This is a genomic window from Microcystis sp. M44BS1 (assembly GCF_020244875.1).
GTDB classification, from domain to species: domain Bacteria; phylum Cyanobacteriota; class Cyanobacteriia; order Cyanobacteriales; family Microcystaceae; genus Microcystis; species Microcystis panniformis.
In genome coordinates, this window is sequence record NZ_JADBVM010000190.1 from 1 (window position 1) to 15,034 (window position 15,034).

General features: G+C 41.8%; 14 protein-coding genes and 2 pseudogenes. 6 read left to right on the forward strand and 10 right to left on the reverse strand.

The genetic code is table 11. The annotated features are described in order from the left end of the window. Nucleotides 1–247: pseudogene (locus tag IM515_RS15245) on the forward strand (protein kinase); the annotation flags it as partial. 176 nt (nucleotides 248–423) lie between these two features. Here the strand turns inward: IM515_RS15245 and IM515_RS15250 are convergent. The 6 genes from IM515_RS15250 to ahcY all read right to left on the reverse strand — a co-directional run bounded on the left by IM515_RS15250 (nucleotide 424) and on the right by ahcY (nucleotide 3,890). After that, a complete protein-coding gene (locus IM515_RS15250; protein ID WP_271926813.1) occupies nucleotides 424–813 on the reverse strand; it encodes a type II toxin-antitoxin system VapC family toxin in 390 nt (129 codons plus the stop codon). Then, the gene (locus tag IM515_RS15255) at nucleotides 810–1,007 is read right to left on the reverse strand and encodes a hypothetical protein (protein ID WP_002789758.1); all 198 of its coding nucleotides are present in this window, start codon (nucleotides 1,005–1,007) and stop codon (nucleotides 810–812) included. The genes IM515_RS15250 and IM515_RS15255 overlap by 4 nt, the downstream gene beginning before the upstream one ends. Before the next feature lie 106 nt (nucleotides 1,008–1,113). Further along, nucleotides 1,114–1,368, reverse strand: a complete 255-nt coding sequence (locus IM515_RS15260; protein ID WP_271926818.1) for a type II toxin-antitoxin system VapC family toxin — start codon at nucleotides 1,366–1,368, stop codon at nucleotides 1,114–1,116. Then, on the reverse strand, nucleotides 1,365–1,790 hold the full coding sequence (locus IM515_RS15265) for a hypothetical protein (protein WP_287629087.1): 426 nt from the start codon (nucleotides 1,788–1,790) through the stop codon (nucleotides 1,365–1,367). Before IM515_RS15265 ends, IM515_RS15260 begins: the two co-directional genes overlap by 4 nt. 6 nt (nucleotides 1,791–1,796) lie before the next feature. Then, complete coding sequence (locus IM515_RS15270) at nucleotides 1,797–2,402, reverse strand: DedA family protein (RefSeq protein ID WP_002769621.1); 606 nt, start codon at nucleotides 2,400–2,402, stop codon at nucleotides 1,797–1,799. Nucleotides 2,403–2,612: 210 nt separating this feature from the next. Next, nucleotides 2,613–3,890 carry an adenosylhomocysteinase gene (ahcY, locus tag IM515_RS15275; protein WP_002755549.1) on the reverse strand — a complete coding sequence of 426 codons (1,278 nt, stop codon included), beginning with the start codon at nucleotides 3,888–3,890 and terminating at the stop codon, nucleotides 2,613–2,615. 243 nt (nucleotides 3,891–4,133) lie between these two features. Between ahcY and IM515_RS15280 the strand changes: the two genes are divergently transcribed. After that, entirely contained in the window at nucleotides 4,134–5,309 is a 1,176-nt protein-coding gene (locus tag IM515_RS15280) for an ImmA/IrrE family metallo-endopeptidase (protein WP_287629088.1), read from the forward strand. Further along, nucleotides 5,309–5,899, forward strand: a pseudogene (locus IM515_RS15285) (PIN domain-containing protein). The gene IM515_RS15280 and the pseudogene IM515_RS15285 overlap by 1 nt, the downstream one beginning before the upstream one ends. Nucleotides 5,900–5,961: 62 nt before the next feature. Here IM515_RS15285 and IM515_RS15290 read toward each other — a convergent pair. From IM515_RS15290 to IM515_RS15305, 4 genes are all read right to left on the reverse strand, one after another. Then, nucleotides 5,962–6,633, reverse strand: coding sequence for a riboflavin synthase (locus IM515_RS15290; RefSeq protein WP_287629089.1), 672 nt, complete (start codon nucleotides 6,631–6,633; stop codon nucleotides 5,962–5,964). A gap of 15 nt (nucleotides 6,634–6,648) precedes the next feature. Next, nucleotides 6,649–7,944: a glutamate-5-semialdehyde dehydrogenase gene (proA, locus tag IM515_RS15295; RefSeq protein WP_287629090.1), complete on the reverse strand. Its 1,296-nt coding sequence runs from the start codon at nucleotides 7,942–7,944 to the stop codon at nucleotides 6,649–6,651. 334 nt (nucleotides 7,945–8,278) lie between these two features. Then, on the reverse strand, nucleotides 8,279–9,451 hold the full coding sequence (gene dxr, locus IM515_RS15300) for a 1-deoxy-D-xylulose-5-phosphate reductoisomerase (RefSeq protein ID WP_190722724.1): 1,173 nt from the start codon (nucleotides 9,449–9,451) through the stop codon (nucleotides 8,279–8,281). A gap of 483 nt (nucleotides 9,452–9,934) precedes the next feature. After that, complete coding sequence (locus IM515_RS15305) at nucleotides 9,935–10,768, reverse strand: acyl-CoA desaturase (protein WP_190722723.1); 834 nt, start codon at nucleotides 10,766–10,768, stop codon at nucleotides 9,935–9,937. A gap of 119 nt (nucleotides 10,769–10,887) precedes the next feature. On the opposite strand from IM515_RS15305, the gene IM515_RS15310 reads away from it, so the two are divergent. The 3 genes from IM515_RS15310 to IM515_RS15320 all read left to right on the forward strand — a co-directional run bounded on the left by IM515_RS15310 (nucleotide 10,888) and on the right by IM515_RS15320 (nucleotide 14,842). Further along, nucleotides 10,888–12,141, forward strand: coding sequence for a methionine gamma-lyase family protein (locus tag IM515_RS15310; protein ID WP_287629091.1), 1,254 nt, complete (start codon nucleotides 10,888–10,890; stop codon nucleotides 12,139–12,141). A gap of 305 nt (nucleotides 12,142–12,446) precedes the next feature. Then, nucleotides 12,447–13,262, forward strand: a complete 816-nt coding sequence (locus tag IM515_RS15315) for a prohibitin family protein (RefSeq protein WP_002769638.1) — start codon at nucleotides 12,447–12,449, stop codon at nucleotides 13,260–13,262. Nucleotides 13,263–13,579: 317 nt separating this feature from the next. Continuing rightward, nucleotides 13,580–14,842: a vWA domain-containing protein gene (locus tag IM515_RS15320; protein ID WP_287629092.1), complete on the forward strand. Its 1,263-nt coding sequence runs from the start codon at nucleotides 13,580–13,582 to the stop codon at nucleotides 14,840–14,842. Nucleotides 14,843–15,034 lie beyond the last annotated feature (192 nt).

The window sequence follows — 15,034 nt, forward strand, 5'->3', positions numbered from 1 at the left end:
CGATTGCGTCGGCTGGAGAAAAGGAGGTATATTTAAGGATTGGAGGTGGTTGTCCTACGGACAGTTAACTTTTAATTCAGCAGCCCCCAAAGCCCACCTACCGGGTTATATATTGTCAGCATCCCCCAAAACTCACCTACCTGGTTATAGTGCTAATCCTGGCAAAGATACTCCGGAATGGATGGCATTCGTTCGCGAGGCGTTAGGTAAAGATCTCTTCTATCGCGCAAAGACTTGTAAGCTGTAAGATATAACGATCTCAGGTCTTTTGTCAAGCTTAGTTTTGCAGATTTCTAGAACGAAAACATAGGCTTTTTCCTACTTCAATACCTGGCACTGGTTGCTGTCATCAATCTATCGGTTTCCAGTAGTAAGCTACTTTGCAGATAAGTCAACTTTTAATTCTCGCTCTTCTACTATTATTTAGCCCTCATCAATAAACGGGTTTTTAATATTTAAACTGGAAATCCCCTTAAAATCATCAACATTTCTAGTTACCAAACATCCATTTTGGCTCAATGTTGTCGCGGCAATAATGGCATCGGGAATCTTGATTTTATACTGTCGTTTCAGTTGAATAGTCAGATCTTCAATTTCTCTCAATATGGGAATTAATTCAAACTGTGAGAGTAAATCTTCAATTATCTGCTCTTCTTCCTTAGACAAAGTAGGAAAACTGAGTAACTCAATTCTGACAATTGGTGAGATAAAAATCTGATGCAAACTCAAAAAAGCTGGGGAGAAAAAAGAAGTAACTATATCGTCATCGGCTAAATAATAAATAAAAATATTGGTATCATAGACGTATTTCATCCATCCCACTCCCGACGAAGAGACTCTACATGAGATAGCATTGCCGCTTTTTTATCCTTAAGAATACCTTTGGCTTTAACCACCTTTTGATAATCTTTTTGCCAAAGCTGAAGCAGTGAATCTGGCACGTCTGCTGTAATGAAATTTTCATCTTCAGCAATCAGATAATTCCTTGGTATTTTAATCAGTGGCAAAGCTTTTCTCCTAATACCAAACAGTATTTAATGTCTCTCTCTGTCATAGACTATCATTATATATCATCCTTTCCTCATGAATCCCTGACCTCCCAGAAAAATCCAATCATCGCGGCGGTAATCCAAAAATAGTAATAAGTAAAGACTGTAACCAATTAATCGATGCTTGAGTTTGCTCGACCGTCATCCGATTTCTTCTTTCTGCGACTAGGAGATTATTGACAATCTCTAAAGACCAAATTTCGGGAACAAATGCTTCGGCGTTTGGCATTATGTCTAATACTGCGTTAGCATAATCGTTATCTTCATCGACCAAACACCAGCTAATTGCTACCGAACAATCTAAAACAAACTCAATCAAAACCGTCTCCCTTCTTCTCGCATGGCAAGAATTTCACTTTTAGGTAAAGCTACAGTTTTTTGAAGACGGCGCATTCCTGAAATAGCTTGGGTAATAGATTGCTCTACTACTGGGTTGCCCCAAGCATTATAGCGAGGTTTTCTTTCCTCTTTTCTACTTGCTAAATCTTCACTGACTTCTTGAACCGCTTCAACGGTTACTGTAACATTTACTTCAGTGTCTTTAAAATCGGACGGTATATCTAAATGTAAGATTCCATCTCTACCAATCTGAGAACGTAGTTTAATTGTTGGCATATTAAAACCTCGTATATTCTTATCCTTTTGCCCCTTTATAAGCAGTAAAACGTAGGGTGCGTTAGACGGCAAAAATTGCTGCTGTGACTGGAAGGTGACAATCCGTCGTAACGCACCACCTCTCATCAACACCTACTCATACCGGCGGTTACGTTTGCGGATAATCCAGAGGATAAACCAGATAACCAGGACAAGTAGAGCTATTTTTGACACGGGAGCCAGATATTCTTCTACAAGGGGGTAATTCTTCCCTAAAAAGTAACCTGCTGCCGTTAAAAAAACGACCCAGAGAGTCGTGCCGATGGTAGAGTAAACTAAAAAGGGAATCATCGCCATGTGATTCATCCCAGCGGGTAGGGAAATCAAAGTTCGTACTCCGGGGACCAAACGACAAAGTAAAACTGCTTTACTACCGTGACGGTTAAACCATTGATTAGCTTTTTGAATATCCTTAGCGGAAACGGTAATCCATTTGCCGTATTTATCGGCTAGTTTTTCGATTTTTTCCTCATCCACAACCCGACCAAGATAATACCAAGGTAGCGCTCCGACTACGGTTCCGACAATCCCCGCTACCACTGCCGGAATAAATTGCATTTGTCCCTCATGGACGGTAAAACCGGCTAGGGGCATAATTAATTCCGAGGGAATGGGAGGAAAAAGATTCTCTAAAAACATTAATAGGGCTATGCCTAAATAGCCCATAGAAGTCATTGTATTTGTAATCCATTCAGTCATATTTTTTGAGGATTTAGAAAACAGTTTAAAAGTAAAAAAAGGGGGTTGGGTGTTAGGGGTGGGGAAGTGGGGAAGTGGGGGAGTGGGGAAGTGGGGAAGTGGGGAAGTGGCAAGAATAAATCAAAGGAATCTCCTGACGACCGACTCCTGACGACCGACTCCTGACGGCTAAAAAACTGATAACTGATAACTGATAACTGATAACTGATATTAGGTTCCGGAAGTCCAGGAGTTGATATATTCTAATTGGGCTTCGGTGAGAGTATCGATTTCAATCCCCATAGCTTGCAGTTTCAAGCGGGCGATTTCTTGGTCTAATTCGTAGGGAATTGAGTAGATACCGGGGGCTAATTTACCCTTATTTTTAACCAAGTATTCTACACCGATCGCCTGGTTAGCGAAACTCATATCCATAACGGCGCTAGGATGACCTTCGGCGGCTGCCAGGTTAACTAGGCGACCTTCACCGATAACAACGACGGATTTACCGCTTTTTAGTCTATATTGTTGGGTAAAGTTGCGAACTTCCTTGACATTATCGGCTTTTGCGCCTAAAGCTTGCAGGTCGATTTCAATATCAAAGTGACCGGAGTTGGAAACAATCGCCCCATCTTTCATCAGGTCAAAATGTTCAGCCCGGATAACGTGCTTGTTACCAGTAACGGTGATAAAGATATCGCCTTCTTTGGCGGCTTCATCCATGGGCATAACCCGGAAACCGTCCATCGCCGCTTCAATGGCACGCACGGCGTTGATTTCGGTGACAATTAGATTAGCGCCTAAACCTTTGGCCCGCATAGCGACACCTTTACCACACCAACCATAACCAGCCACAACCACGGTTTTACCGGCGAGGAGGATATTGGTGGCGCGAATGATACCATCAAGGGTAGATTGACCTGTACCGTAGCGATTATCAAAGAAATGCTTGGTTTCTGCGTCGTTAACGTTCATTGCGGGGAAGGATAACACCCCAGCTTTGAGCATGGCTTGCAAACGGACGATACCGGTGGTAGTTTCTTCGGTAGTACCGATAATGTCAGGTAATTGGTGACTTCTTTCTTTAACTAGAGTAGCCACCACATCACAGCCATCATCGATGATAATCTGGGGTTTATGATCGAGGGCGATTTGAACGTGACGGTGATAGGTGTCGTTATCTTCCCCTTTGATTGCATAAACGGGGATGCCGTAATCAGCGACTAAACAAGCGGCCACATCATCTTGGGTGGAAAGGGGATTACTGGCAATTAGTAACGCATCAGCGCCACCGGCTTTTAGTGCGATTGCTAAATTAGCGGTTTCGGTGGTAACGTGGCAGCAAGCGACTAAACGCAGTCCAGCAAAGGGTTTTTCGATGGCGTAACGTTCGGCTAATTGACGCAAAACGGGCATTTCCCGACCGGCCCATTCGATGCGCTGTTTGCCGATGGGGGCTAAACTAATATCTTTAATGTCGTATTTCTGTTGAACTGGTGTTGCTACCATAAGGGGTTTTCCTTAAATACAAGCCTCGGCTATTGGTTAATTTAACTTAACATTGTCTGGGGATTTTGGCTAATGTCAAGCTTTTCATTGGGTTTTTATATAGGAAAAAGTTATCAATTCCTCGCTGACCTATCCAGAAATCGGTACATCGTCTCTATTTTGGGTAATTATATAGTACAATAAAACTACTGCATGATCTAAATTAAGCTAGAAATCTCTATCTCGTGATGATAAGATGAACTGATGGGCGACAAACTGACAGGCGTTAATCCCAAGATAATCCAATGGGCAAGAGAAAGGGCGAGATATTCTCTTGAGTCTGTAGCGGTCAAGTTTAAAAAAGATGTTTCTGTTATCGAAAAATGGGAGTCAGGAGAGGACTTTCCCACTTATAGTCAATTGGAAAAGTTAGCAGAAATATATAAACGTCCTCTCGCTTTATTCTTTTTCCCAGAACCTCCCCTAGAAGCGGAGGAAAAACAAGAATTTAGAACTTTGCCAGACTTTGAAATCGAAAATTTGGCCGCCGATACTATCTATGCTTTACGACAAGCAAAAGCGATGCAATTGTCGCTACAGGAAATTAATAATGGTATTAATCCTAGTACAAAAAAAATCTTTCAGGATATTTCGGTTAGTTCTAGTGATGATTTAAGGAAATTAGCCGAACAGATCAGAAAGTATTTAAACGTTACTCTAGAAGAACAACTGACCTGGAATGATCGTGAAACTGCCTTAAAAAAATGGCGGAGTGCCGTGGAAGAAGCTGGTATTTTTATTTTTAAGCGTTCTTTTAAGCAGCGAGAAATTTCGGGATTTTGCTTGATAGATATTGAATTTCCAATCATCTATCTTAATAATAGCACTGAAAAAGCTAGACAAATATTTACCATTTTTCATGAATTAGCACATATTCTTTTGCAGACTAATGGAATTACTAAGTCTGACGATAGATATATTAATAGTTTGCAAGGAGAAAATAAATATATCGAGATATTTTGTAATAAATTTGCTGCGGAGTTTCTGCTTCCTAATCATGTTTTTTCTGAGATAATTAGAGAAACAATAGTTAACGATAAAATTATCGCAAAAATTTCCAGTGATTATAAGGTTAGTCGAGAAGTAGTTTTACGAAAACTATTAGATAATAACTTAATCTCCCAGAAAGAATATACTCTTAAAGTAAGGGAGTGGTACAGTGAGCAGGTGGGAAAAAGTCAGGACAAAAATAAAAAATCTGGAGGTGATTACTATGCTAATCAGGCGACATATTTGGGAGAAAATTACCTAAAACTTGTGTTCAATAAATACTATCAAGGCCAATACGATATCGAGCGCGTTGCCGATTATCTAAACATTAAAAAAGTTGCTATGGTGGAAGAACTTGAAAAATATTTATTAAAGAAAGGACTGTTTTGATGGTTTACATTTTTGACACAAGTAGTTTTAAGGTTTTAGGAAACTATTTTCCCAAAAGTTTTCCTACCGTTTGGCAAAAAATTGATTTGCTTGTGTCAGAAGGTAGGCTAAAATCAGTACGCGAAGTGCTTAAAGAAGTAGAATATGGCAATAATAAACAATTTGTTTTAGATTGGATAGACTTCAATAAACAAATATTTTTACCACCCACTGCTCAGGAAACTTTATTTAAGTGGGTGGGTGGAATTAAATATAAGATGAACGTAGGTTGGGTTGAAGCATGAAACCCAACGCCCGATTATGTTACGCTACCGCTAACCCATCCTACAAATAATTGTGCCTCCCTACTTATTGCCGAAATTTTTTCTATAAGTAACTTTAAGGATTTAGTGAGTCAAAAAGCAAGATTACAAGGAAAACCAGTGGCAGATCCATTTATTATTGCCTGTGCTAAGATAAAAGACGGTTGCGTAATTACCGAAGAAGCCTTAAAGCCTAATGCTCCCAAAATTCCCACCGTCTGTCAACACTTTTCTATCGATTGTACCAATGTTCAGGGTTTAATGGAGCGAGAAGGTTGGCAATTTTAAAACTAAAATTAATCGATAAATTGCCAATAAATTTATATGTTGAAAAGGCTTATTCTGGAAAACTAATAACCATGTTCAGCCAGAAATTCTAGGCTAATCTCGCTAGGAGGGTGATAAGAGCGTATTCCTAGCAATTTTTCCACATATTTGCCTAAAATATCCCCTTCTAGATTCACCCAATCGCCTAATTTTAAATGGGAAAGATTGGTTTCAGCGTAGGTGTGGGGGATGACAGCCACTTTAAACCAGCTACCGGAGGCATCACAATCGGCCACGGTTAAACTAATGCCATTAACAGCTATACTGCCCTTACCGACGATATAACGAGCTATGTAGTTATTCCACTGCTCTTCTAGGGAACTAGGGGCAGCAAAGGTCATTTCCCACGAATTAGCCACGATTATCGATTCGACTAAACAGCCAATTCCGTCCACATGACCGGTGACAAAATGACCGCCGATTTTACTACCCACCCGCAAAGAGGTTTCTAGGTTAACGTTGGTTTCCGTGTGAATCCTCCGTCCTAAAGTAGTGCGCTGTAGGGTTTCCGGGGAAGCAGTGGCCAGAAAACCCTCTGGGAGAATTTCCTCCACTGTCAAACAAACCCCATCCACAGCCACACTATCACCAATCATTAAATCTCGGAGAATTGTATCAGAGGATACAGACAAATAAAGTCTATCAGTATCCACGACCCGAATTTTCGACAAGGCTTGAATTAATCCTGTAAACATCGGCTTTTTTCTCGACTATAAATCCTTATGAGTGAAAGATTGGGCATTTTCCCCAGAATAATCGGCGACAATATGACCATCTCCCACTAATTGGTATTTGTAGGTCACTAATCCCTCTAATCCCACCGGACCGCGGGGAGGCATTTTTTGGGTACTGATACCCACTTCGGCCCCAAAACCGTAACGGAAACCATCGGCAAATCGGGTGGAACAATTATGAAAAACTCCGGCGGCATCGACTCGATCGCTAAAGGTTTTGGCCGTGTTAAAATTTTCGCTGACAATGGCTTCCGTGTGTCGAGAACCGTAATAATTAATATGTTCGATCGCTGATTCCAGACTATCGACAATTTTAATTGACAGAATTAAATCACTATATTCGGTTTGCCAGTCCTGTTCTGTGGCCGATGGTACGTTAATCATCTGACGAGTTGCTTCATCTCCCAATAATTTAACCTTTTTTTCCTCTAATGCTTGTGCCACTGCGGGTAAAAATTGTCTAGCGATGTCTTGATGAACCAATAAAGTTTCAATGGTATTACAAGCGGCAGGATATTGGGTTTTGCCATCAACGGTAATCCTAATTGCTTTGCTTAAATCGGCTTCTTTGTCGATGTAGAGATGACAGATACCATCGGCATGGCCGAGGACAGGAATGCGGGTATTATTTTGGATATAACGAACAAATTCGTTAGAACCTCTAGGAATAATTAAATCGATGTATTGATCGAGTTTTAAGAGTTCCTGAATTTCTTCTCGTGTTGTTAATAATCGTACCGCCGCTGGATTAACTTTAGTTTCACTCAAGGCCTGATGAATAATTGTTACTAAAGCTTGACAAGAACGGATCGCTTCTTTCCCCCCTTTTAAAATAACGCTATTACCAGATTTAATCGCTAAACTGGTAATTTGAATTAAAGCATCGGGACGAGCTTCAAAAATAACACCTACAACCCCTAAAGGACAGGTTATTCTCCGCAGAATTAAACCTTGATCTAATTCCCGATTAATTTGCATCGTAGCTAAAGGATCTGCTAATTTAGCCACATCTCGCACCCCGGCAATAGCGGCTTTTAATTTGCTGGGACTTAACTCTAATCGCGCACATAAAGCTGGGGATAATTCCATCGCCTTGGCTGTTTGAACATCGGCGATATTAGCTTCTAGTATCTGATCAGCATTGGCAGTTAAAGCCTCAGCAATAGCCTCTAAAGCTTCATTCCTTTCTTCGTTAGTCAGGATAGCCAGTTGACGACTCGCTTGACGGGTTTCTCTGGCGATTTCGGGGAGGGATAGAGAAGTTGTAACCATAGAAAATTAAAAGTAATAACCGCTATCTTGTTTATTTTATCTTATTTTTGATCAAGTTTCAGGGTCATTAGACCTCATTGTAAAAATCAAAAATTGTTGTTAGGGTTAGGAGTCAGTAGTCAGGATAATTAAGAATCAATAATAATCAATTAAATGGTCTATTTACGGATTTTAGGCAATTTAATCCTTATTTTTGCCGTTTTTGAACCCTCAAAAATTAATTAGGCAAGAGGTTTATTGAAGGTTATCTAGAAAAAATAGCCGAAATTAGTAATTTTTCTATCCTAGACCTGTAGAGACATTAGAGTTAACATCCCTACAGAATCTAGACTATCTAGACCAGATTGGCAATCAGACAGTTAGATACCTCTTGACGCGCCCAATTATCGGCGGCTAAAATGTCATCTAGGCTAGGGGTAGAAGTGTTATGAATTGCAAAGCGATCGCAAACTTTTTCGATCACCCGGGGAATATCTAAGAAGCTAATCTTTTCTTCTAAAAATAACGCTACCGCTTGTTCATTAGCCGCGTTTAATACTGCTGGCATTGCCCCACCTGCGCGGCCGGCTGCGTAGGCTAATCCCATACAGGGATATTTTTGATGATCGGGTTCTTTGAAGGTTAAACTGCCGGCTTTAACTAAATTTAAAGGTTCCCAATCGGTATAAATTCTTTCGGGCCAAGACAAGGCATATAACAGGGGTAAACGCATATCAGGCCAGCCTAATTGAGCTAAAACCGATGTATCCTGTAACTCAATTAAAGAGTGAATAATACTTTGAGGATGAATAACAATATCGATCGCATTATAATCGACACCAAATAGATAATGAGCTTCGATAACTTCTAGACCTTTATTCATTAAAGTAGCCGAATCGATGGTGATTTTTCTGCCCATCGACCAGTTAGGATGTTTCAGGGCATCAGCTACGGTTACTTGCGGCAATTTTTCCACGGGTAAATCGCGAAAAGCACCCCCAGAAGCAGTGAGAATAATCTTTTTTAATCCCCCAGTGGGAACTCCCTGTAAACATTGAAAAATAGCTGAATGTTCCGAATCAGCAGGTAATAATTTAACTCGGTGTTTTTCCACTAAAGGCAGCACCACCGGACCGCCAGCAATCAGGGTTTCTTTATTAGCGAGGGCGATATCTTTACCAGCAGTAATAGCGGCAATTGTCGGCAGCAATCCCGCACAACCGACAATTCCCGTGACGACGCTTTCGGAATCGCCATAACGGGCCACTTCGATTACTCCTTCCTTTCCTGCTAGGATAATCGGGGTATAGTCAAGGTCGGAAATTAGGCTTTTTAGGTCTTCTAGTTGACCTTCGTTATTAATCGCCACGATTTGCGGGCGAAATTGCCGAATTTGCTCCGATAGTAGTTGAATATTATTACCCGTGGCTAATCCCACCACTTGAAACTTATCGGGATGATCGGTGACAATATCGAGAGTTTGAGTGCCGATCGAGCCTGTAGAGCCTAAAATCGAGATTTTTTTCATTAGAAACTTAATATAATTTGGGGATTAGCTTTAAATATACGTTCTCTGGTGTCCTTCCGGCACATCAGCGTAAATATTAAACATTTGTTAAAAAAGTTGATAGTTTGACCTTTTTATGCTAAGGGTTAGAAAAAGTTAGCGATAGAGATGGTGACAGAGAAGAAATCGAATAGAAAGGCCAATGGATTAGGCTGTCTAGCGGGGGGTCTGGTTTTTTGCCTCTTATTTCCCCTGTGTGTTTTCTTTTTTGGTTGGTTATCCTTCGCTCTTGGGATGAGTTGTGCTTTCCCAGTCAATGTTCGACAGAGGAGGAAATAATCAAGTTTATCCTATCAATGATTTCGTTTTTTGGGGGAGGATTGGCAGTACCTATATTCCTCAGTTGTGCCGTGGGAAAAGCCGTTAGATTTGGGTTAAGTCGGAGAAAAAATAACCGAACTTAAACATAAGTTCGGCTAGATTTAATTTAACAACTGGATAAAACTAACTTTCTGTCGCCGTTGCCGTGCTGGGGGGTAACTTAATATTAGTAGCTAATCCTAGAATTTGCAGCAGACGAATGGTCATCCAAGTCAGATCAACTTCCCACCATTGTAGGCCATGACGGGCAGAATACTGATAGGCGTGGTGATTATTGTGCCAACCTTCACCGAAAGTTAAGAGGGCAACCCACCAACAATTTTTAGAATTATCGTGGGACTCATGGCTAACATAACCAAATTTGTGGGTGGCGCTATTGACAAACCAAGTGGAGTGGAAAACTAAGACCAAGCGAACAAAAATTCCCCAAATTACAAACGGCCAACCGCCTATAGCATAGAGAATTAAGCCTAAAACAATTTGGATAGGAACAAAATAATTTTGACAGAATTTATAGAAAGGATCGTCGGCGATATCTTGGGTAAAACGAGCGATTTCTTCGTCGGCAGGAATTTCGTGCAGCATCCAACCCATGTGACTCCACCAAAAACCTTTATTAGAATCGTGGGGATCGGGAGCAGTATCAGAATATTTATGATGAATACGATGTAAACCTATCCATGCGATCGCACCTCCCTGACAAGCGAGGGTCCCGCAGAAAACCAGAAAGTATTCTAGCCATTTGGGAGTCTTAAAACTCCGATGGGAGACCAGACGATGAAAACCGAGGGTAATTCCTAAACCCCCGGTAATCCAATAGAGAATCAATGTCACTCCCACTGCACCCCAGCTAAAATTGCTAGGCAAGAAGGCTAAAAGAGCCACTAAGTGGATAAAAGCCATGTAGATGAGAGTCACCCAGTCAATGGGAAGTTTTTCGGAAGTCGCAACAGTCATTGAATAACCCAAAGGGAAACAACAGGAGACAGAGCATCATCGTCTTATCTGTCTCGATTTGACACAGGGGGAACTTTGACGCTTAATGAATAGTAACAAATATCACAGTCTATTGTTTGATGGATATCCCCCCTCTACTCCACAGGGCAGAAAAGGCCTTACTCCCCATCTTTTCGGAAATTGACGCACAGGTCAAGGAAAATCTCCGTCAAGTCCTCGCTGCTTTCCGTGAAAACCGCGTCGGAGTGCATCATTTTGCCAGTGTTAGTGGTTATGGTCATGATGACTTGGGACGGGATACTTTAGATCAAGTGTTCGCCCAAGCCCTGGGGGCCGAAAAGGCGGCGGTGCGGGTACAATTTGTTTCAGGAACCCATGCGATCGCCTGTGCCTTGTATGGGGTTCTTCGACCGGGGGATGAGATGTTAGCGGTAGCGGGTGCGCCCTACGATACCCTAGAAGAAGTAATTGGGATTAGGGGCAGTGGTCAAGGCTCTTTAAAGGATTTTGGCGTTGTTTATCGGCAATTAGAGCTAGATTCTACCGGTGCGATCGATTGGTTGGCCTTGGCCACAGCAGTGAAACCCCAAACCCGTTTAGTACATATTCAAAGATCCTGCGGTTATTCCTGGCGATCAAGTTTGTCTATTGACGAAATCGAGAGAATTGTCCGTATAGTTAAACAACAAAACCCGAATACGGTCTGTTTTGTCGATAATTGCTATGGAGAATTTATCAACACCCAAGAACCCACCGACGTGGGGGCAGATCTGATGGCCGGTTCTCTAATCAAAAACCCCGGAGGTACAATCGTCACGGCCGGGGGATACATAGCAGGTAAAGCGGAATTAGTGGAAATGGCCTGCTATCGTCTGACAGCACCGGGGATCGGTAGCGAGGGAGGGGCAACTTTTGACCAAAATCGTCTTCTTTATCAGGGATTGTTTCTAGCGCCGCAAATGGTGGGAGAAGCGATGAAAGGCAGTCATTTAATCGCCTATGTGGGCGATAAGTTGGGTTATCCGGTCAATCCGGCTCCTTTTGCGCCTCGACGCGATATTATTCAAGCGATTAAACTCGGTTCCCCCGATAAGCTGATTGCCTTCTGTAAAGCCATTCAAGCCTATTCTCCCATCGGTTCCTACTTGGATCCCATTCCTGCCCAAATGCCGGGCTATGAGAGCCAAGTAGTGATGGCTGGTGGCACGTTTATCGATGGTAGCACCTCGGAATTCTCCGCCGATGGACCCTTACGGGAACCCTATATCGTTTTTTGTCAGGGGGGAACCCATTGGACCCATATTTCCCTGGCCCTAGAACAAGCGATCGCTGCTTTGTTGAATGGTTCCCCTAACCTTTCTTCTCTCCCTTAGTTAAAATCCTAACTTCCTGTCTTTGTGGTTAACAAAAAGTAAAACGTAGGGTGCGTTAGACAGCCAAAATTGCTGCTGTGACTGGAGGGTAACAATCCCTCGTAACGCACCACCTATCATCGACTGTGATTGTGTGATGTATGATTGAAGTAACGCACCACCTATCATCAACTAAGTAGCCGGTTACAATTAAAGATAAAATACAAAGAACCAGAAGCTTGTCCCACTATCTAAAAATTAATTGAGATTACTTACTTATAAGAACAGTGCTACGATAAAACCGATCGAATATCTCAGGAGTTGTCATGAATTACAATCGCAATATAATACCATTAATGGCGGGGGGAATTTTAATATTAGCCATTACTACCGTACTGCGCCCTTTTGTTATTATTGATACTGGCGAACGCGGCGTTGTCATGTACTTTGGCAAAGTGCAAAAACAAATCCTCGATGAAGGAATTCATCCTGTTGTACCGATTGTCACCAAGATCAAAACCCTCAACGTTCGAGTCCAAACAACGGAAGTAAAGGCAAAAGGTTCTTCCAAAGATTTGCAAGATGTGGAAACAACTATTATCGTTAACTGGCACATCGACCCCGACAAAGTCAATCAGATTTATCAACAAGTTGGGGATATCAATGAGATTGTCTCTGGTATTATCAACCCAGCAGTATCGGAAATTGTCAAAGCGGCAACAGCACAACGTCCCGTACAAAATATCTTGCAAGAGCGAGGAGAACTCAAACGTGAAATTGACACTTCCCTCGCCGAAAGATTAAGACGTTATGGGATAATTATCAATGATGTATCTCTCGTTAATTTTGGTTTTTCTGAAGAGTTTAACGCAGCGATTGAAGCCAAACAAGTAGCAGAACAAAAGGCACAAGAAGCTGCTTTTCGCGCACAACAAGCAGAACAGGAAGCGAAAGCGGAAATCAACCGTGCAAAGGGACAGGCGGAAGCTCAAAAACTATTGCGCCAAAACCTAACACCAGAAATTTTACAACAACGAGCAATCGAAAAGTGGGATGGACGTTTTCCTGTCGTCATGGGTGGTTCAGGCTCCCTTCCCCTGATCAACATCGATGCCAATTTGTTATCATCTCAAAAAAAGTAAATAACTTTAGTTCGCGTTAAAGAGATTTTGCCATGACTTCCACGAAAGAATCGGTCCGACTGGCTAAGGTAAAATTTGCAACAAGAACAGCTGGGGCTGCATCTTAACTTTGTAAAAATATCGACAATCAAGAATTATCGGTGATTCTTAAATTATTCCCAATATATGAACAACCCCGGGTGAGCATCGTAGATTGACAAAAATGAGATGCACCCAATGATCGAACTTGTCTAACTCGATGTCGGATGGGAAAATAAGCACAAATCTAATTATACTCATTACAATAGAAATATCAACGACCACGATTAAAAACTCTTATGCGGGTAACTCTAAAATCGGCCTTGAGTGATAGTCATATCGACGCTAATCAAACCAGCAGTCAACGTCAACTGATGCTATCGATCGCCGCCACCAGTGAACAGATTAACACAAATTTACCGATTAATCTTTGTTTAGTTCTCGATCATAGCGGTTCTATGCAGGGAAAACCCCTAGAAACGGTCAAAAAAGCGGCCTTCAGTTTAATAGAATCCCTCGGGGTTAATGATCGTCTCTCGGTAATAGCTTTTGATCATCGCGCCAAAGTTATTCTTCCCTCCCAATCGCGACAGGATGATCTGACCTTAATTCGCTCAAAAATTCAACAATTACAAGCGGGGGGAGGTACGGCGATCGATGAAGGGATAAAATTAGGTATTCAAGAAAGTTCTACCGGCAGCAAAGGTTATGTATCTCATATTTTTCTGCTTACCGATGGTGAAAATGAACATGGAGATAATCAACGCTGTTTAAAATTGGCAGAAGTAGCGGCTGAGTACGGTATCACCTTAAATACCTTCGGTTTTGGCGATCATTGGAATCAAGATATCCTAGAAAAAATTGCCGATATCGCCGGCGGAAGTTTATCCTATATCGAAAGACCCGAACAAGCTTTAATTGAATTTACTCGTCTATTTAACCGTCTGCAATCTGTGCGGTTAACTAACGCTTTCCTGCAATTAGAATTAGATTCCAGGACTCATTTAGCGGAGTTAAAACCCATTGCCCAAGTTGCTCCAGAAACTATAGAAATGAGCCTACAAAAAGAGGGCAATTTTTACATCACCCGTTTGGGTGATTTAATGATAGATGAAGAAAAAATTCTCCTCCTCAATCTCTATATTGACCAAATTCCCCCCGGTACTCACACCATAGCTAAAGTGAAGATTCGCTACGATGATCCCGCTTCCGGTCAAAAAGGGCTAGAAACTGCGACTTTTAGCCTTGATATCACCTCCCAAGCTCTCTATCAATCCCAATTAGACGAGCAAGTTCAGAAATCAGTTCTCACTTTAGCCAAATATCGTCAAACCCAAATCGCTGAAGAAAAATTAAAACAGGGCGATCGAGCAGCCGCCGCCACCATGCTACAAACCGCAGCCAAAACCGCTCTACAATTGGGAGAAAAAAATGCCGCCACTGTCCTCCAAACTAATGCCACCCGTTTACAGGTGGGAGAAGAATTGAGCGAAGGAGATTTAAAGAAAACCCGCATTATTGCTAAAACAAGACTACAAACCGATGGAGAAACCGGAAAATGATTAAAATTCGCTCCTTGCCCCTAGGAATTTTTCTGATAACAATGTTCGCTCTTCCGTTCTATTAGGTAGAGTCGAGGGATGGTATTACCCATCGCCCCTCTCTGTTAGAACCGTGCTTGCGGGTTTCCCAGCACACGGCTCCCGAATGAATTATTTGCTCATGTGTATGTAATCGTGGCAACTTTCGTGAAC

Bases quoted from the DNA above. Each gene is read 5' to 3' on its own strand.
- IM515_RS15250 (WP_271926813.1), bottom strand. From the start codon at position 813: ATGAAATACGTCTATGATACCAATATTTTTATTTATTATTTAGCCGAT.
- IM515_RS15265 (WP_287629087.1), bottom strand. From the start codon at position 1,790: ATGAGAGGTGGTGCGTTACGACGGATTGTCACCTTCCAGTCACAGCAG.
- IM515_RS15270 (WP_002769621.1), bottom strand. From the start codon at position 2,402: ATGACTGAATGGATTACAAATACAATGACTTCTATGGGCTATTTAGGC.
- ahcY (WP_002755549.1), bottom strand. From the start codon at position 3,890: ATGGTAGCAACACCAGTTCAACAGAAATACGACATTAAAGATATTAGT.
- IM515_RS15280 (WP_287629088.1), top strand. From the start codon at position 4,134: ATGGGCGACAAACTGACAGGCGTTAATCCCAAGATAATCCAATGGGCA.
- IM515_RS15290 (WP_287629089.1), bottom strand. From the start codon at position 6,633: ATGTTTACAGGATTAATTCAAGCCTTGTCGAAAATTCGGGTCGTGGAT.
- proA (WP_287629090.1), bottom strand. From the start codon at position 7,944: ATGGTTACAACTTCTCTATCCCTCCCCGAAATCGCCAGAGAAACCCGT.
- dxr (WP_190722724.1), bottom strand. From the start codon at position 9,451: ATGAAAAAAATCTCGATTTTAGGCTCTACAGGCTCGATCGGCACTCAA.
- IM515_RS15305 (WP_190722723.1), bottom strand. From the start codon at position 10,768: ATGACTGTTGCGACTTCCGAAAAACTTCCCATTGACTGGGTGACTCTC.
- IM515_RS15310 (WP_287629091.1), top strand. From the start codon at position 10,888: ATGGATATCCCCCCTCTACTCCACAGGGCAGAAAAGGCCTTACTCCCC.
- IM515_RS15315 (WP_002769638.1), top strand. From the start codon at position 12,447: ATGAATTACAATCGCAATATAATACCATTAATGGCGGGGGGAATTTTA.
- IM515_RS15320 (WP_287629092.1), top strand. From the start codon at position 13,580: ATGCGGGTAACTCTAAAATCGGCCTTGAGTGATAGTCATATCGACGCT.